16 protein-coding genes are annotated in these 17,438 nt (G+C 70.8%); 5 read left to right on the top strand and 11 right to left on the bottom strand.

The features are described 5' to 3' along the window. Positions 1-53 precede the first annotated feature (53 nt). Entirely contained in the window at positions 54-1,010 is a 957-nt protein-coding gene (locus OG521_02955) for an aldo/keto reductase (GenBank protein ID WUW19794.1), read from the bottom strand. Then, a complete protein-coding gene (locus OG521_02950) occupies positions 1,007-2,953 on the bottom strand; it encodes a hypothetical protein (GenBank protein ID WUW19793.1) in 1,947 nt (648 codons plus the stop codon). The genes OG521_02955 and OG521_02950 overlap by 4 nt, the downstream gene beginning before the upstream one ends. 110 nt (positions 2,954-3,063) lie before the next feature. Here OG521_02950 and OG521_02945 point away from each other — a divergent pair, with 110 nt between their 5' ends. Then, complete coding sequence (locus OG521_02945) at positions 3,064-3,888, top strand: amidohydrolase (protein ID WUW19792.1); 825 nt, start codon at positions 3,064-3,066, stop codon at positions 3,886-3,888. Between the two features lie 229 nt (positions 3,889-4,117). Next, positions 4,118-4,885 carry a GntR family transcriptional regulator gene (locus OG521_02940; protein WUW19791.1) on the top strand — a complete coding sequence of 256 codons (768 nt, stop codon included), beginning with the start codon at positions 4,118-4,120 and terminating at the stop codon, positions 4,883-4,885. A 64-nt stretch (positions 4,886-4,949) separates the two neighbouring features. Here OG521_02940 and OG521_02935 read toward each other — a convergent pair whose 3' ends face one another. The 5 genes from OG521_02935 to OG521_02915 form a co-directional block, all read right to left on the bottom strand. Next, positions 4,950-6,935 carry a right-handed parallel beta-helix repeat-containing protein gene (locus OG521_02935; GenBank protein WUW19790.1) on the bottom strand — a complete coding sequence of 662 codons (1,986 nt, stop codon included), beginning with the start codon at positions 6,933-6,935 and terminating at the stop codon, positions 4,950-4,952. 74 nt (positions 6,936-7,009) lie between these two features. Next, on the bottom strand, positions 7,010-7,921 hold the full coding sequence (locus tag OG521_02930; GenBank protein WUW19789.1) for a carbohydrate ABC transporter permease: 912 nt from the start codon (positions 7,919-7,921) through the stop codon (positions 7,010-7,012). A 9-nt stretch (positions 7,922-7,930) separates the two neighbouring features. Further along, positions 7,931-8,860, bottom strand: coding sequence for a sugar ABC transporter permease (locus OG521_02925; GenBank protein WUW19788.1), 930 nt, complete (start codon positions 8,858-8,860; stop codon positions 7,931-7,933). Next, on the bottom strand, positions 8,839-10,083 hold the full coding sequence (locus OG521_02920) for an extracellular solute-binding protein (GenBank protein ID WUW19787.1): 1,245 nt from the start codon (positions 10,081-10,083) through the stop codon (positions 8,839-8,841). Before OG521_02920 ends, OG521_02925 begins: the two co-directional genes overlap by 22 nt. A 270-nt stretch (positions 10,084-10,353) precedes the next feature. Further along, positions 10,354-11,640, bottom strand: coding sequence for an alpha-L-fucosidase (locus OG521_02915; GenBank protein WUW19786.1), 1,287 nt, complete (start codon positions 11,638-11,640; stop codon positions 10,354-10,356). 109 nt (positions 11,641-11,749) lie between these two features. Here OG521_02915 and OG521_02910 point away from each other — a divergent pair, with 109 nt between their 5' ends. Both OG521_02910 and OG521_02905 read left to right on the top strand, forming a co-directional pair. Continuing rightward, positions 11,750-12,583, top strand: coding sequence for a ribonuclease activity regulator RraA (locus tag OG521_02910; protein WUW19785.1), 834 nt, complete (start codon positions 11,750-11,752; stop codon positions 12,581-12,583). A 109-nt stretch (positions 12,584-12,692) separates the two neighbouring features. Beyond that, the gene (locus OG521_02905; protein WUW19784.1) at positions 12,693-13,244 is read left to right on the top strand and encodes a YciI family protein; all 552 of its coding nucleotides are present in this window, start codon (positions 12,693-12,695) and stop codon (positions 13,242-13,244) included. A gap of 30 nt (positions 13,245-13,274) precedes the next feature. Here the strand turns inward: OG521_02905 and OG521_02900 are convergent, their stop codons facing one another. Beyond that, positions 13,275-13,877: a TetR/AcrR family transcriptional regulator gene (locus OG521_02900; GenBank protein WUW19783.1), complete on the bottom strand. Its 603-nt coding sequence runs from the start codon at positions 13,875-13,877 to the stop codon at positions 13,275-13,277. A gap of 72 nt (positions 13,878-13,949) precedes the next feature. On the opposite strand from OG521_02900, the gene OG521_02895 reads away from it, so the two are divergent. Then, on the top strand, positions 13,950-14,777 hold the full coding sequence (locus tag OG521_02895; GenBank protein ID WUW19782.1) for a methyltransferase domain-containing protein: 828 nt from the start codon (positions 13,950-13,952) through the stop codon (positions 14,775-14,777). Between the two features lie 19 nt (positions 14,778-14,796). Here the strand turns inward: OG521_02895 and OG521_02890 are convergent, their stop codons facing one another. The 3 genes from OG521_02890 to OG521_02880 form a co-directional block, all read right to left on the bottom strand. After that, positions 14,797-15,357 carry a DinB family protein gene (locus tag OG521_02890; GenBank protein ID WUW19781.1) on the bottom strand — a complete coding sequence of 187 codons (561 nt, stop codon included), beginning with the start codon at positions 15,355-15,357 and terminating at the stop codon, positions 14,797-14,799. A 65-nt stretch (positions 15,358-15,422) separates the two neighbouring features. After that, positions 15,423-16,121 carry a response regulator transcription factor gene (locus OG521_02885; GenBank protein WUW19780.1) on the bottom strand — a complete coding sequence of 233 codons (699 nt, stop codon included), beginning with the start codon at positions 16,119-16,121 and terminating at the stop codon, positions 15,423-15,425. Then, the gene (locus tag OG521_02880) at positions 16,118-17,413 is read right to left on the bottom strand and encodes a histidine kinase (GenBank protein WUW26557.1); all 1,296 of its coding nucleotides are present in this window, start codon (positions 17,411-17,413) and stop codon (positions 16,118-16,120) included. The genes OG521_02885 and OG521_02880 overlap by 4 nt, the downstream gene beginning before the upstream one ends. Between the last annotated feature and the right edge of the window lie 25 nt (positions 17,414-17,438).

The raw sequence follows: 17,438 nt of genomic DNA, 5'->3' as shown, positions 1-17,438 counted from the left end.
GGTCACACCCCCGGCGAAGGCCGCGGCCGGCATGCCGACCGCGGCCTTTCCGGCTATCCGGCGCGCTCCTCCAGCAGCTGCTCGGGCACGAATCCGGCCCGCGCGAGCTCCTTCCAGAGCTCGTCCGGGACCGGGAAGCGCGCGTTCGCCGCGTTCGCCGTGACCTCCGCCGCCGAACGGCAGCCGAGGACGACCGAGTCGACGGCGGCGTGCAACAGCGGGAACTGGATCGCGGCCGCGGCCAGGGGTACGCCGTACGCGTCGCACAGGGCCCGGCACTCCCGCGCCCGCTCCAGCGTCTGCGCCGGTACGGGACGGTAGTTGAACATGGCGCCGGGGTTCGGGTCGGCCAGCAGACCGGTGTTGAACACACCGCCGACGACCACCGAGGTGCCCGTTTCCCCGCAGAGCGGCAGCAGAGTGGTGAGTGCCTCGTGGTCCAGGAGCGAGAGCCGGCCCGCGATGAGCACGACGTCGACCTCGAACTCCGCCACGTACGAGGCCAGCGGGCCGCTGTGGTTCATGCCGAACCCGATGGCCCGCACCAGTCCCTCGTCGCGCAGCCTGCGCACCGCCGGATAGGCAGTGCGGCGGATCTCCTCCGGGTAGTTGTCCGGGTCGTGCAGATACAGGATGTCGACGCTGGAGCGGCCCAGGCGCGTCAGGCTCGACTCCAGGGACTCGCGGATGCCGCGCTCCGTCCAGTCGGTGATCACCTCGCCCGGGGAGCCGTCCGGGCGGGGACGCAGCAGCCAGCCGGTCTTGGTGGAGATCAGCGGGGCCGGGTCGGCGGACGGGTCGAGCAGCCGGCCCAGACGCTGTTCGGCGAGCCCGTGTCCGTAGCGGGGCGCCGTGTCGAAATACGTGATCCCGGCCGCGGCCGCCGCCTTGAGCGTGGCGGCGGCCTCCTCGTCGGCGACGTCCTCGAAGAGCCCGCCGAGCGGGGCGGTGCCCAGGCCGATGCGGGGCAGGGTGAAGGGCAGCCGCTTGGCTGCCGGCCGGTCGGTCATGCCTTCTCCCACGGGGAGGCGCAGGCCGCACGGCCCGCGCGGAGCGTCATGGTCAGGGTCAGCCGGATCGCCGAGTGCGCGGGCAGGCCGACACGGCAGTACGGCCCGCCGACCGGCTGCTCGGGACCGTCGTCCACGCGGACGGCGGCGATGTGGTGCTCGGCGAACGAACCCGTCTGCACCAGCAGGGAGCGCGCCGACGCGCCGAGGTTGACCAGCTCGACCACCGTGTGGTCCGGGCGGATGTCGGACACGAGCGCGGCGACGTCCGGCGGCAGGCCGGGGCGCCGGGTGTCCGCGTCGTGGTAGCGCACGTGCAGGTGGAGGACGCCGCCGTTGTAGAGCACCTGCGGCGACCCGGTGGTCAGCTGCAACAGGGCCTCGGTCACCACCGGGTTGAGGTGCTGCCAGTGATGGATGTCCAGGGCGTCGGGTCCGACGGCCGGGTCGACGGTGTCGCTCTCGATGGCCTCCACCCGCTCGGCGCAGCTCGCCAGCGCGCTGTGCAGCATCAGCTCGGGATACCGCGGGTTCCGCCCGTGCAGGAACTCGTACCAGGGCTCCTCGTGTCCCGCCTCGTCCTTGATGCGCTGGGTGTGCACGGCGGTCCAGTCCCAGCGGGAACCGGCACGCAGGCGCTCGATCCGCTCCCGGTCGGCCTCCTCCCGGCTGAAGTGCCACAGGGAAAGGGGCAGTTGCCCGGGCATGACGGTGAAGTCGAACCAGCCGGAGTCGTTGTGCCGCTGGGGGACCATGAGGGTGCGCTCGGCCGTCATCGTGCGCAGGTGGGGGTCCCAGCGCTCGCCGAGCGTGCCCCGCCCGTCGGGCCCGCGCTCCTCGGCGCGCGATAGCACCACGTCGAGGGGGTTGCGGGCGAGGTCCAGGAAGCCCCGGTCCCCGGTGAGCAGGGTCGCGTTGGCCGCGCCGATGACGGTGGCGCTTCCGACGGGGGACAGGCCGTGCGGCCAGGACCACCCGTAGTGGCCGCCGTACCAGCGGCCGTCCAGGTACTCACCCACGACACCGTTCAGACCGGCGTTGTCCGGCACCACGTCCCGGCCGGCGAGCCGCTCCTGCCACACGCCGACGTACTCCGCCACCCAGTCCGCGTACCGGCGTTCGCCGCTGAGCAGGAAGGCATGGGTCGCGAGGCCGGTGGCGGCCAGGTTCACGATCGTGTCACCGCGGCCCATCCGGTCCCACATCGCGCGGCCGTACGCCCGGGCGCGCTCGGGTGAGCCGGACAGGTCGTCGAAGGACCGCACGTCGTCGACCCCGTCCAGCGGCAGGCCGTACGGGCGCAGGGCCTCGCTCCACGGGAAGTACGCCTCCTCGTCGCTGAAGCCGAAGCGCGGTCCCGCCGAACCGTTGTGCGGGGCGCGCAGGACCCGGTTCGCGGAGTCGTAGTTGGGGCCGCCGGGAAGGTAGAAGTCGGCGAAACGGCAGGCGAGTTCGCGCAGTTCCGCGTCGTCCGGGTCGGCCAGGCACAGGCCGTAGAACAGCAGCAGGCCCTCGCCCTGGTGGAACCAGTCGTAGCCGCGCTCCAGGCCGTCGCTGAGCATGCCCATCTCGGCGAGCTGGGCACTGACCCCGCGCCAGTGCCGGTGCGCGGCGGACAGCAACTCCTCGCTGCCGCCCAGCAGATACAGCGTCGGCCAGTTGAAGAACGGCTCGTAGAAGTCGTCCACGCCGTCCCGGCCGTCCAGGCCCTCGCCGAGCGTGCCGCGGAAGACGAGACGGCCGTCCCCCTCGGTGTAGCGGTCGGCGAAGAGCCGCCATGCCTTGTTCTGCACGACGAACAACTGCCGTTCCAGTTCCGCCCATCGGGGGACTCCCGTGAGGCTCCGCGTCGCCGTCAGCAGTGGCCCGTGTTCACCTTCCCCCGTGTGTGTGCCGCCGGTCCGCTCAGGGCTGAGCATCGAGAACACCTGCTCCCTCGTCACGTAAGCATTGAATAATCGCCCATCGATAGCCGATGGTTAGACTCACCGGCGGGGAGCCGACGTGTCAATACTCAGGAGCCGCCCCGCATGCTCCGAGGAGGAGGCGCACCGTGATCGACTGCCATGTCCACCTGTGGGATCCGGCAAGGGGATTCCCGTGGATCAAGCCCGGCGGCGAGCATCATCAGGTCTACGGCGAGGACGAGCTGGAGCGGTCGGGCGCCGGCCTCGGCCTGACCGGGGCGGTGCTGGTGGAGGCGTCGCGCGGCGACGCGGGGGAGACGCACGCCCTGCGTGAACTGCGCCTGCGCCGCCCGGATCTGGTCGCCGGATACGTCGCCAACCTGCACGTCCACGGCGAGGACGGCCCGGACGCCTTCCGTGCCCTCCTGCACGGGATGGGCGGCTCCCGCCCGGCCGGCATGCGGCTCGGCGGCGCCACGTGGGACGACACCCCCGAACCGGCCCGGGCGCTCGTCCCCGTACTGGCCGGAGCAGGCGTGGCCCTGGAGCTCAACCTGCACCGGAGCGCCCTGCCGGCCGCGGTCGACACCGCCGCGCGGCACCCCGGGCTGACCGTCGTCGTCGACCACCTGGGCAATCCGCCGGACCTGCGGACCCCCGCGGCGGGGGAGTGGTACCGCGACATCGAGCACGCCGCCGCGAGCCCGGACGTGGTGGTGAAGATCTCCGGGCTGCTCACCCAGCAGCACGGGGTCCCGCCGCAGCGAGTCGCCCACATGGTGCGGCACGTCGTGGACACGCTCGGCCCCGGCCGCTGCCTCATCGGCTCCGACTGGCCGATCTGTCTGCCCCGCGGCTCGCGGGCGGACTCCCTCGCGACGTCCCGCCTCGGACTGGCACATCTGACCGACCATCAGCGCGATCAGGTGCTGCGGACGACAGCGGTCCGGGTGTACGCACTCGACGGCTGACCACCCGCGTGGTTGACAGTGCTCGAACGCCCCTGATTCGATTCCCTCGATGATCGATAGGCGATGATCAGTAACCGACTCCTCCTCACCCCGGGCCGGCCCGGAGGGTGAACACGCCGGAGCTCCACCGGCCGGCCGCACAGCAGGAAACCTCGGTGCTACTCCATCGAGCGAAGTCGGGCGCGTATTATGTCGCAACTGACGTGCCCCAGTGCAGGATTGGGAATTCATGGCATCACAAGCGTCCGGTGGGTTCGTCTCCACGCTGGCCACCAACAAGGACCGGTTCCGCAAGACCCTGATCTCGGACCAGGTGTACGAACTGCTCCGCCAGGCCGTCGTCGAGGGCGATCTCGCACCGAACGACCGTGTGGTCGAGTCCGAGATCGCGCGGCGGCTCGGCGTGAGCCAGGCCCCGGTCCGCGAGGCCGTCAAGCGGCTGGCCCGTGAGGGCCTTTTCACACACGTGCCGCGGCGCGGGCACTTCGTCGTCGAGATCTCCTCGCAGGACGCCGACTACGCCCGTCAGGTGCGTGAACCGCTGGAGGGCCTCGCCGCGCGCCTTGCCGCCGAGCACATCACCCCGGAGCAGCTCGCCGAGCTCGACGCGCAGGTCGAGCGGATGCACCGGGCGGTGGCCGCGAACGACGTCAGCAGCTTCCGCGACGCCGACGTGGAGTTCCACTCCCTGGTCAGCCAGTTCGCAGGCAATCCCTTCCTGGCCCGCATGTGGGAGGTCATCGAGCCGAGTCTGCGCACCCTGCGGGCCATCTCCGACCCGCTGTTCGGCGGTGACTGGCAGGCGATGGCCGAGGAGCACGGGCGGCTCGTGAGCCTGCTGAGGACCGGCGAGCCCGACAAGGCGGCCCAGGCGTTCGCCGACCACGCCGCGGGCCGCGGGCCCGTGCCGGATGTGCGGGAGCCGGGGAAGCCGCGCAGGAAGGCCGCCGCGACGAAGCGGACGGCGGCCGCGAAGGCGTCGCCGAAGTCGAGTTGACCGGAACGGCCGTGTGCCCGGCCCGGAGTCTTCCGGGCCGGGCACACGGCCGTCCGCGTGCGGACTAACGGCGGGCGCCCGCCGTCCACTTGGGTGCTCCGTACTGGTAGGCCCCGAGACTCGGCGCCGGATCCACGGAACCGTCGTTGATGCCCGGCAGCGCGATCGCCTGATTGCGTGCCGGTGATCCGGCGGTGAGCCGGAAGTCATGGTTCGCCGCGTCGACGAACAGCGGATCGACGGCCGGGTCGAGGTTGTCGGAGAGGACGAGCCCGCCGTCCGTCGCGCCGGCGAGACCCCGGATCGTCCCCAGGTTGTTGTAGATCTTCGTTCCGGTCGACTGCCCCGGCTCCTTCACGTAGAACAGCGTCATGCCGCCGGTGTTGTTGTAGACGCCGTTGTCGTGCGATCCGGTGCCCAGACCGTTGAGCATCACGGTGCCCTCCCGGTTGCCCCAGCCCACGTTGTTCGCGATCACGAGGTCGCTCTGGCCGTTGTCGGCGTAGATCCCCGAGATCCCGAACGTGGTCGACGTCGTGGCCGGCGCCGGGTCGTGCAGCACGTTGTGGTCGATGGCGGTGCCCATCATCCACGCGCTGCAGCAGGTGTAGATCGCGGCGACGTCCAGGCTCATCCGGGCGTACCCGGAGATGTCGTTGTAGGCGATCACGTCCTTGCCCGGGGTGAGGCCCGCCACCTCGTTCCACTGGAGGTTGATGCCGCTGCGGCCGACGCGGGAGATCGTGTTGTGCGTGACCGTCTGGCTGTTGCCCTGCACGGCGATGCCCGCCGCGTAGGTGCCCATGTAGTCGACGTCGTGGATCACGTTGTCCGTCGCGGTGTTGTTCTGTCCGCGCAGCGCGATGCCGTTCCCGGCGCTCAGCGACAGATCGCTGTTCACGACGCTGTTGTGGGTGCCGTCGAGGATGATCCCGGTGTCACCGACGCCCCGCGTCACCGTGCTGCCGCAGTCGGTCGCGCCCCGGGTGATGTCGGTGTAGTGCGACAGGTACCTGCCCTTGATGCCGTCCAGGGTGACGCCGGTGCTGGTCGGACCGGTCTTGACCGTGGTGGCGAACAGGCCGATCCCGTCGATCGTGGTGTGGCCGGTGTTCGTCAGGTCGAAGCCGAGGGTGCGGCGCTTGGCCTCGACGACGTGGCTGTCCGGGTCGTCGGTGCCGTACAGGTACAGCCGCTTGGCGGTCGCGTCGTAGAACCACTCGCCGGGGTGGGCGAGTTCGCCGATCTTCCCGGAGAGCGCGTAGCGCGTCTCGGCGGGCACGACCTTGTGGACGCACGGCGGCGCGGCGTCCAGCGTCACCGAGCCGACGGCCGAGCTCTTCACCGTGGTGGTGGCCGAGATGTACCAGTAGCCGGTGAGGGCACGCGCGCCGTCCCAGTACCCCGCCGGGCGGGTCAGGTCCGCGTCGGCGACGGTGGCGTCCGCGCTGCCCGCGCCGGCGTACTGGAGCGCGGGGTCGAGGAGGTCGAGCCCGGGATAGGGCCACTGCGCCTCGATGTCCATCGTCTTGTCGGTGAACACCTGGACGGTGCTCACGTCCGCGCCGAGGTCGACGTCCGTGCTGTAGATGTGTCCGGCCGCCACCGCGTCGCTGAACTGCGAGTTCGCGGCGAACGGATCGGCCTGGGCGATCGCGGTGACATCGGCGGCGGTGACCGGCTCGAAGCCGCCGATCCTGGAGGCGCCGCTCACCGTGACGTCCGCCCCCGGCGCGGCACGGTAGGTGATGGGGAGCGCGGCGGTGCCGGAGCGCGCCGGCACGACGGTCTCCTCGTACGTGCCGGACAGGATCAGACACGTGTCACCGGGCACCAGCACGTCGGCACACTTCTGGATGTGCCGGAACGGCGTGCCGGTGGTCTTGCCGTCGGCGGTGTCCTGGCCGGCCGGCGAGACGTAGTAGGTCTGTCCCGCCAGGGGGCGGACCGGATGGGCGGCGGCGGGGTGGCCGGCCGCCACCATGGTCAGGGATGCGAGCAGGGCGGCTGCGGACCACAGTCCCGTGCGGGACGGCGGCCTCCTTCTCATCGGCACTCCGGAGTCCTTTCTCTGGGATCGGCTCGTTCTCGGACGGGGGTGTCGCACCCGGGCGGCGTCCGGGTTCAGCCCTTCACGGCGCCGACGGTGAGACCGCTGATGATGTGGCGCTGCATGTAGATGAAGAAGATGACGACGGGTGCGATGGCGAGCAGGAGGTTGGGGAACACCTTCGTCAGGTCGGTCGAGTACTGGCTGATGCCGGCGTAGACCGCCGTGGTGACCGTGTAGTGCCCCGACGAGGGGCTGAGCAGGATCTGCGGGGAGATGAAGTCGTTCCAGATCCCGATCGAGTTGAGGATGAGCACGGTGACGACCGCCGGGCGCATCAGGGGGAAGATGATCGACCAGAACGTCCGGTTGCGGCCCGCGCCGTCGATCGTCGCCGCGTGGTCGATGTCCACCGGGATGGTGCGGATGAAGCCGACGAACAGGAAGATGCTCACCGGCAGGGTGGACGCCACATCGTGCGCGACCAGGCCGGTCACCGTGTTGGCCAGGCCGATCTCGCGCAGCACGTAGATCACCGGGATGATCACCGCGGCACCCGGGATGAACGTGCCGGCCAGGAAGTACAGCAGGACCAGCTGGGTGCGCCGTTTGAGGCTGCGCGCGATCGCGTACGCGGCGGGGCCCGCGAGCAGGATGCACAGCACGTCCACGAGAACGACGAGGAACAGCGTGAAGCCGTAGCCGTGGATGACGTTGAACTGCGGGCTGTTGACCGCCGCCGACATGTGCTCGAAGGTCAGCCCGCCGAGCGGGATCGAGAACGGGTTGTCGAGGATGTCCTGCTGCGACTTGAAGGCGTTCACCACGAGCAGGTACACCGGCACGATCATGACGACGAAGAGCACCCCGAGAAGGGCCCACCGCACGGGCGAGCGGGACTCCTCCCGGTCCGCCCGCGGCGCGTCGTCCGCCTTGGCCGGCGCGACCTTCGGCCTGTCGCGGACCTCTGCTTCCAGTACAACCACCAACGGCTCCTAACTTCCTGTCGCGGCCTGGTCCTGACGGTTGCGCAGCGCCGTCACCACGAGGGCGAACACCGCGGACACCACCATCAGGAACACCGCCTGCGCGGTCGCGTAGCCGACCTTGGTGCCCTCGAAGGACCGGGCGAGAATGAGATAGGTGAACGTCTGCGTGGACCCGGCCGGACCGCCTCCGGTGAGGCTGACCACGATGTCGTACGCCCGGATCAGCCCCACCAGGTTCAGCACCGTCGCCACGGTCACCACGGGCGCGATCATGGGGATCACGATCCGCAGGTTGATCTGCCGCTTGGAGGCGCCGTCGATCGCCGCCGCCTCCAGCAGCTCGGCCGGCACCGTCTGCAGGGCGGCGACGAACAGCACGACGTTGAAACCGAATCCGGCCCAGACGATCACGGCGATCAGCGAGATCAGCGCGAACTGCTCGTCGAAGAGGAAGCCGACCGGCTCGATCCCGAACTTGGCGAGCGTGTTGTTGATGGCGCCGTTGGTGCCGAGGATCGCCGCCCACAGATAGCCCAGGATCAGCGCGCTGATCACATGCGGGAAGTACGCGACGGCCCGGAAGAACGAGTTCGCACGCGAACGGCCCTTGAGCGCGAGCGCGTACACGAGCCCCAGGCCCACCATCAGGACCGTGCCGACCGCGGCGATCAGCGCCGTCACGTACCAGGCGTCCGACGAACTCGGGTCGTCGAAGAGGTGCTTGTAGTTGTCGAGTCCGGTGAAGGCGGCGGTGGAGAAGCCGTCCCAGTCGGTGAAACTGAGGTAGACCGCGACTCCCACCGGGACGACGGTCATCACCGTGTAGAGCAGCACCGCCGGGCCCATCATCCCGAAGGAGACGGCCGACTCGCGCAGCCGCGCCCGGCGCCGTGCCCGGAGATCCGGTCCCGCGGTCAGCTCTGCGAGTTCCACCACTTGTCCAATCCGTCGGCCGCACCCGAGGCGGACGAGCCCGTGTACAGGGACTGGACCTGCTTGTTGAGCTCGTCGCTGAAGCCCGCGATCGGCTGGCTCTCACCGGACTTCACGATCACCGAGGGCGCCTTGTCCAGGATCTGCTGCACGGCGGTGCCGAGGCTGGACATCTTGTACGTGAAGCCCTCCCGCAGGTTCGCGTCGGAGGCGAGCTGGCTCCTGATGGCCGCCGGGTCGGTGGTCGCCCACTTCACGAACTTGACCGCCTCGGCCTTGTGCCGCGACTTGCCGACCACGACGTACGGGTTCGAGATGTTGCCGAACTGGCCCGACGGGTAAGCCCCGTCGGTCGGCATGGTGAACACGCCGATGTCGTCGCTCTTCTTGGCGGCGTCCGCGGCGGGCACGAAGAACGAACCCATGATGTACATCGCGGACTTGCCGTTCAGGAAGGCCGTCTGCCCGTCCGCGTAGGTGAGGCCGAGCGCGCTCTTCTCCAGGTAGCCCTTGTCTATCCAGCCCTTGTACCGCTCCAGGTAGGGCAGGTAGCCGCTCTTCGCGAAGGAGGCCTTGCCGTCGTTGCGCTTGACCGTCCACCGGGGGTCGGCGGTGAGCACCCCCGCGTCGGCCATCATCGAGAACTGCGATCCGGTGACCCACTGGCCGGCGGCCTGCAGCGGCTTGTACCCCGCGCCCTTCAAGTCGCCCATCGCCGCGGTGAACTGATCCATGGTCCGGATCTTCGAGGCATCGAGCCCCGCCTTCTCGAAGGCGGCCTTGTTGTAGAAGACGAGCGACTGGATCTGCTCACCCACGCCGACGACGTAGCGCTTGCCGCCGACGGCGTACTGGTCGGCCAGCGGAGTCTTGGCGGTCCAGGGCTGGTCGGACAGGTCGGCGAAGAGCGAGGCGGTGTCGGCGGTCGGGACGATCTGCTGGGCGACATCCGGCGGATCGCCCGCCGCCAGGTCCTGGCGCAGCTTCGCGTCCGCCGAGATCGTGCCGGTCAGTTCGAGCTTGATGTCGACCCCGGGGTGCGCCTTCTCGTAGGAGGCGAAGAGGTCGTTCCAGTACTTCTCCGTCAGGTTCGGCGTGATGTTCACGATCACGCGGAGAGTCGTGCCGTCCGAGGCCTGGCCGGACCCGCCGCCGCAGGCGACGGCCGATGCCATCAGCAGGGGGGCCACGGCGAGCCCGCAAGTACGGCGCCACTTAGTTTTCATCGGGACACGCTCCGTTGCGTAGTCGTGAATAATCGATAGCTGTTCTGCAGCCGCGTACTCCCGGTGGAGCAGCGGCAGGGGGGTGCGGGCGCAAGTGCGGATTGCCCGGCGGGTCGTGCGGTGCGGGGGGAGGCGGGGCAGGGCCCTCACCTTCAAGCCAATCGTCTATCGATTGTTGATGCTAGGGCTGGGTTCTCTCTTTCTCAAGAGTGCTGCCGCAACCTCTGGGATCCGATGACGCCGCTCAACGTGAAGGCCCCGCCCCGGGGTTCACTCCGCGCCGTCCAGTTCCAGCTCGATGACGGGGAGCAGCACGTCGGGCCGGGCGATCGGCAGGGTCAGGGTGAGGGTCCCCGTCGGCTGGCTCGGCGGCGCGAGGTTGTTGTGCTCGTGCCGCGTGCCGTCCAGCTCGCTGAACAGGATCTCCGAACCGTCGTGCAGGAGTTGGGCGTAGCGCACGCGCCCGGCCAGCCCCGGCAGGTGCAGGTGCTTCAGCGGCCAGACCGGCAGATGCAGATAGAGGCGGTTTCCGGCCTGCGTGTAGAGGCCGGCCGCGGGCGGTTCGTGGGCGCTCGGCCCCGCACCCCGCACGGACCGCTCGTGCAGCGCCGACCAGTCGCCGATGGCCCGGAGCGTGGCGCGGGCCTGCGGGTCCAGGGCGCCGCGGCCGGTGGGCCCGACGTTCAGGATGAGGTTGCCGCCGCAGGCGACGGACTGCACCAGCATCCGGACCAGCAGCGCGGGGTCCTTGTAGTCGTGGTTGTCACGGTCGTAGCCCCACGAGCCGTTGAGTGTGTGGCAGGCCTCCCAGGTCACCCGCTCGCCGGCCCGCTCCAGCGGCCGGTCGGGCTGGTACTGCTCGGGAGTGACGTAGTCCCCGGGCACGCCGAGGCGGTCGTTGACGAGGATGTCCGGCTGCAACGCCCGTACCGTGGACAGAAGGTGTTCCGCACCCCACTCCTCCGGGCCCTTCTCCGGGTACGTGAAGTCGAAGAAGAGGGTGTCGATCTTCCCGTAACCGGTGAGGAGTTCGCGGATCTGGCCCTCCATGTACGCGCGGTAGCGCGCCATGTCGCGGGGTTCCTCCGCCGCCGCGGTGCCGCGCAGGGGGTGGTGCTCGTCGATGGTGAAGTCGGGGTGGTGCCAGTCGAGCAGTGAGTAGTACAGGCCCACCCGCAGGCCCTCGGCGCGCATCGCGTCGACGAACTCACGCACCAGATCGCGGCCCGTCGCCCGCACCGAGGTGTAGTCGGTGAGCGCCGAGCCGAACAGGCAGAAGCCGTCGTGGTGCTTGGCCGTCAGCACCGCGTACCGCATCCCCGACTCCTTCGCGGCGCGCGCGAGTTGACGGGCATCGAACAGGTCGGGGTCGAAGCGGTCGAGGTAACGGTCGTACGCCTCCTGCGACATGGCCTCCCGGCTGCGTACCCACTCGTGCCGCGCCGCCATGCTGTACAGGCCGAAATGGACGAAGAGTCCGAAGCGGGCGGCCTCGAACCAGGCGGTGGAATCAGGGGATTCGGCACAATCGGCGGAATCTGTGGGGACACCGGTCACGGAGGGCTCCTGACGCATTGACAGCACTAATCGATTGGCTGTTATCTACCATCGATAGGCGATGATGTCACTGGCGTTGCGTGCGACGAGCGCGCGGAGAGGCACGTGCATGCACCCGATGGAGGAACAGACGGCGGCGCCGACGGGGGAGACCCGCACGAACGGGACGGAGGGGACCGGTGCCTACGCGTCGATGCGATCACCGGTCCACACCTCGTCCTACGTGCGGCCCACGGCGCAGATGGTGGACGCCCTGAAGGACGTGAGCGCGGCGACCGCCTGCGCGAAGCTGCATCAGATGGGCATCACCCGGACGTTCATCGACGGCCCCGTCCCGCTGCACCGCGAACCGGACGTCAAGATCACCGGCGGCGCCGTGACCCTGCAGTTCCTCCCGCAGCGGGAGGACGTCTTCAACGGCGCCGAGCAGGAGGACATCGAGAGCAAGACCCCGCTCTGGGGCGTTCTGGAGTCGATCCAGCCGGGTGACATCCTGGTCGTGGCAGCTCACGGCAGTCACTTCACCGGCTGCCTCGGCGACATGCTCGTGCGCTACTTCAAGCTGCGCGGCGGGGCCGGGATCGTGGTGGACGGCCGGGTACGGGACGCGGCCCGGGTGCGTGCGCTCGGTGTCCCCATCTGGTGCACCGGTGTCACCCCGCACTACGCCTCGCAGACCGAGCTGTTCCCGTCGGCCTTCAACGTACCGGTCGGTGTCGGCGGCTCCCTCGTCACGCCCGGCGACCTGATCGTCGCCGATGAGGACGGCGCCGTCGTCGTGCCGCAGCAGAACGCGATCCCGCTCGCCGAGGACTCCCTGCTGCACCAGGACCGGGAGGCGTTCGCGCGCCAACGCCTCGACGAGGGCGGGCTGCTCTCCGACTACTACCCGCTCACCGACCGGGGCCTCACCGAGTACCTCGCGAGCCGGGCGGCCACCTGAGCGGGGCGGCCACCTGACCCACCGGGTCCGCGCCGACCCGGCGGGCGCCCCCGCCACGCCCACGGCGAATTCGCTCGACGGGACACCGCCCCGACGGCACCCTGTGGGGATGGAGTTCTTCTGCTACCACCGAGACCGGCCCGGATCCCTGCCCTTGCGCCACGAACTGCTGGAAGACCATTGGGCGTACATGGACGGCTATGCGAAGGAGATGATCGCCAGGGGGCCGACGCTCACCGGCGACGGCTCCGAACCCACCGGCAGCGTGCACATCCTCGACCTGCCGGATCCTGCGGCCGCCCGCGCGTTCGCCTTCGATGAGCCGGGCTACCAGGCAGGCGTGTACCAGGATGTGATGCTGCGCCGGTGGCACAACGGCCTGGGGCGCACCATGTGGGAATTCGCCGGCGGGGACAGTGAGGGTGACCGCTATCTGGTGCTCGGACTCGGCATGGAGCAGGACGCCGATCTCGACGTGCCGCCGGACCGGGAGGACCTGATCGCCTTCGGTCCGCTGCTCTCCGACGACGGTTCCGTCCGGCTGGGGGCGGCGGCGCTGGTCCGGGCGCCGGACCCGGGCACCGCCCGCGCCGTGCTGGCGGCGGGCCGGTACGCCGCCGTCGAGGTGCACCGCTGGCAGTTCGGCGGCCGGTCCTCCTGACCGGGGCCGGGGCGGCGTTGGGCCGGTACGTCAGACCGGCCGCCGGCGCACGGCGTCGGCCGTCGCCGCTGTCACGAACCTGTCGACGGCCGCCGCATCCGGCGGGCCTGGATCGCGGTCCGCGAACAGGAGATGGCCCCCGCCGACCAGGGAGAGGGTGAGCGAGCCGATGTCGGCGTCGGCCGCGATACGGCCCCGGTCCCGCTCGTCGGCCAGATAATCGGAGACCGCGGTCGTCACCTCGGCGAGGATCGCGATGCCGCCGCCGGGCCGGGCCTGCCGCAGCCGGGTGCGCAGCTCGTCCCTGAACGTGATGAGCGGGATGATCGCCAGCGGAACCGGTCCGAACAGGCCGGTGAGCGCGGCGGTGAGGTTGCCCGTGACCGTTCCGGTGCCGGCGGCCTCGCGCAACACGGCGGCCCGCGCCTCGAGTTGCGCGGCCCGGTCGAGCACCAGCGCGGCCAGGAAGCCGTCGAAACCGTCGAAGTGCCGGTGCAGGACGCCCTTGGCACAGCCCGCCTCGTCGGTGACGGCCCGGCTGGTCAGCCCGCTCGGCCCGTCGCGCAGGAGCACCTGTTCCGCGGCGTCGAACAGCTGCTGCCGCGCGTCGCGCAGATGTACTCCGGTCGGCACTGACCGATCCCTCCGTACGTTCGGGCCCTGGCGTCCGTTGCCCAGTGGGCATGTGCCCACTAGAGTGGGCGCATGCCCATACTACCGCGAGAGCAGCCGGAACAGCCGCGGGCGGAAGCGCACCGGGCGCGAGGGATGGCCGAGTCGTTCGGCGTCGACGCGCAGCGCTACGACCGGGCCCGGCCCCCGTATCCCGACGCGTTGGTGGCGCGGATCGTCGCCGCGAGTCCCGGCACCGATGTCCTCGACGTCGGCTGCGGCACGGGCATCGCGGCCCGCCAGTTCCGGGCCGCGGGCTGCGAGGTGCTCGGGGTCGAGCCCGACGAACGCATGGCCGCCCTCGCCCGGACCCGTGGTCTGCCGGTCGAGGCGGGGACCTTCGAGGCCTGGTCACCGGCCGGGCGGACCTTCGACATGGTCGTCGCCGCGCAGTCGTGGCACTGGGTGGATCCGGCCGCGGGCGCCGCGAAGGCGGCGGACGTGCTGCGCCCGGGAGGACGGCTCGCCATTTTCGGGCACGCCTACGAGCCGCCGCCCGAGGTGGCCGAGCCGTTCGCCGCCGCCTTCCGGAAAGCGGTGCCCGACTCGCCGTTCAAGGACCAGCCGGCCCACCGTCCGGTGGAGCTCTACCAGGCGGTCTACGCGAAGGTCGGCGCAACGATGCGTGAGGCAGGGCGTTTCGACGTACCCGAGCAGTGGCGGTTCGACTGGGAGCGCACCTACACGCGTGACCAGTGGCTGGACCTGCTGCCGACGACCGGGGGTCTCACACAGCTGGCTCCCGACCGGCTCGCGGGGATACTCGACGCGGTCGGACGGGCCATCGACTCCCTCGGCGGCCGCTTCACGATGCACTTCACCACCCTGGCGGCGACCGCCGTACGCACCGGCACCAGCTGATCCGTCCCCGGGGCGGGGGCTACTGGCCCACCCGTCCGTCGACGCACTCGCGCAGCAGGTCGGCGTGCCCGCAGTGACGGGCGTACTCGTCGATCCTGTGCACCATCAGCTCCCGGACCGCGATCCCGTCCTTCCCCAGCCGCTCACCCAGATCGGGGTGCCCGGCCAGCGCGGTGTCGAGCGCGGCCTGCTCCCGCGCCAGATCGGCGTAGGCGCCGTCGACCACGGCCTGATCGGCGACCGCGCCGTCGAAGTCCGCGTCGTGTGTGCCGTACAGCTTCGGCAGCGGATCACCGTCGCTGATCCAGTTGCGCCAGTCCCGCTCGACCTCGGCGAGATGACGCACGAGGCCCAGGAGCGACATGGTCGACGGCGGAACCGAACGCCGGGCCAGCTGTTCCGGATCCAGGCCCTCGCACTTCATGCGCAGGGTCAGTCGGTAGTCCGAGAGGAAGTCCTGCAGGGTCGCGAGCTCGCCCTCCGCATTCCCACCCTCGCTGTTGCGGGGGTCGTCGTCCGGGTCCGCCCACATGTCCGGGTAGACGGTGGACCTGGTCCATCGTTCGGGTTGATCACTCATCCGCCCATCGTCGTCCGCGCGGAACCCGGTCCGCCAGTGGTTTTCCCCGGCCCGGACAGCCGTTGCTACGCCTGCTCGGCTGACCGCCCTGCGTCCTCGTGCGCACCGGCGCTCACCAGCCCCGTCTCGTAGGCCACGATGACCGCCTGGACCCGGTCACGGAGACCGAGCTTGGCGAGGATGCGGGCGACGTGCGTCTTGACGGTCGTCTCGGCCAGGTGGAGGCGGGCGGCGAGTTCGGCGTTGCTCAGCCCCTGGGCCAGCAGGCCGAGGACCTCCAGTTCGCGCGGGGTGAGCGCGGCCAGGTCGCGGTGGAGGGCGGCCGCGTCGCCGCCGCGCCGGGCGAACCGCTGCACGAGCCGGCGGGTGATGGCGGGCGCGAGCAGGGCGTCACCGGTCCGGACCGTGCGGACGGCCGAGGCCAGGTGCTCGGGCGTGACGTCCTTGAGGAGGAAGCCGCTGGCCCCGGCGGACAGCGCCGCGTACACGTACCGGTCGAGGTCGAAGGTGGTCAGGATGATGACGCGGGGTTCGCCCGGGGCGCCGGTCAGGATGCGGCGGGTGGCCTCCAGGCCGTCCATCTCGGGCATCCGGACATCCATCAGGATCACGTCGGGCCGGGTGCGCCGGGCCGCCTCGACCGCTTCGGCCCCGTTGACCGCCTCGGCGACGACGTCGATGCCGTCGGCACCGAGGATCATCCGGAATCCGGTGCGGACCAGGGTCTGGTCGTCGGCGAGGAGCACCCGCAGGGGCTCGGTCACGGTGCCTCCAGGGGGATCAGCGCTTCCACACGGTAGCCGCCGGTCAGCCGCCGGGCGGTGTGCAGGGTCCCGTCGTAGACGGCGAGACGCTCCCGCAGTCCGATCAGGCCCCGGCCGTTGCCGGATCCCGCGTCCCGCCCCGGCCGTCCACCGGTGTCGGTGACCTCCACCCGGAGCCGCTCCGGGCCGTACTCGACGGTCACGGCGGCAGTGGAGCCCGAGGCGTGTTTCACCGTGTTGGTCAGGGCTTCCTGCACCACGCGGTAGGCGGCGAGCCCGATACCGGGCGGGATCTCGCGGGACGGGCCGGTCACGGTCAGACCGACCGGCAGCCCGGCGTCCCTGACCCGCCCGACGAGCGCGTCCAACTGGTCCAGCCCGGGCTGCGGGGCCAGCTCCACGCCCGCCGGCTGCCCGCTCCCGTCGTCCGGCGCGCCCTCGCCGGCCATCGTCAGCAGCCCCATCACGTGCCGCAGTTCGGTCATGGCCGCCCGGCCGCCCGCCTCGACGGCGAGCAGCGCCTCGCCGGCCTGCTCCGGGGCGGTCCGCATGACCTTGCGGGCGGCCCCCGCCTGAATGACCATCACGCTGACGTTGTGCGTGACGACGTCGTGCAGTTCGCGCGCGATCCGCGCACGCTCGCGCTCGACCGCCCGGCGCAGGGCCTCGGCCTGTTCGCGCTCCAGATCGGAGAGCCGGGCCCGGCCCTCGTCGGTCCGGAGCTTCCAGGTGCGCAGCCCCAGGGAGGCCCCCGCCATCGGGACCAGGATCAGCAGGGCGATGTACTCGTTGGGGACGATCGGTGTCACCGAGTTCCCCGAGGTGCCGACGAGCAGCACCGACACGGGCAGCGCCGCCAGGGTCGCCGCCCGGTAGGGGCTGTGGACGGCAGCGCTGTAGACGGCGATCACGAAGGCGTAGAAGGTCAGCCGCATCACGCTGTGCGGTGTCATCAGCACCGCGGCGGTCACGACGCACAGCACGGCGAGCGGGAAGCGGCGGCGCAGCGCGAGCGCCCCCGAGGCGATGGCCGCGAGCGTGACCATGAGGGCCAGGCCCCCGGTTCCGGCCGGGCGCGCCACCACGTACTCCACGCCGGGCGCGATCTCCCGCACCACGACGTTGTCCGCGTTGTCGATGCCGTAGTAGACGGTCGTGACCCCGAGCACCAGCGCCACCAGCGCGTCGAACCGCACGGTGCGGCGGCCGGGCCGCAGTGGTGGACCGGTGGGGAGCCCGGCGTCGCGCAGCGCCTCACGGGCGGGCACCCGGAGCCGCTCCAGCGCCGTCATCACGTTCATCACCGGATCATTCTCG

The sequence above is a fragment of the Streptomyces sp. NBC_01463 genome (genome assembly GCA_036227345.1).
Taxonomy (GTDB): Bacteria; Actinomycetota; Actinomycetes; order Streptomycetales; family Streptomycetaceae; genus Streptomyces.
The sequence above is the reverse complement of the archived record's forward strand: the minus strand, read 5'-3'. Positions and strand labels throughout refer to the sequence as shown.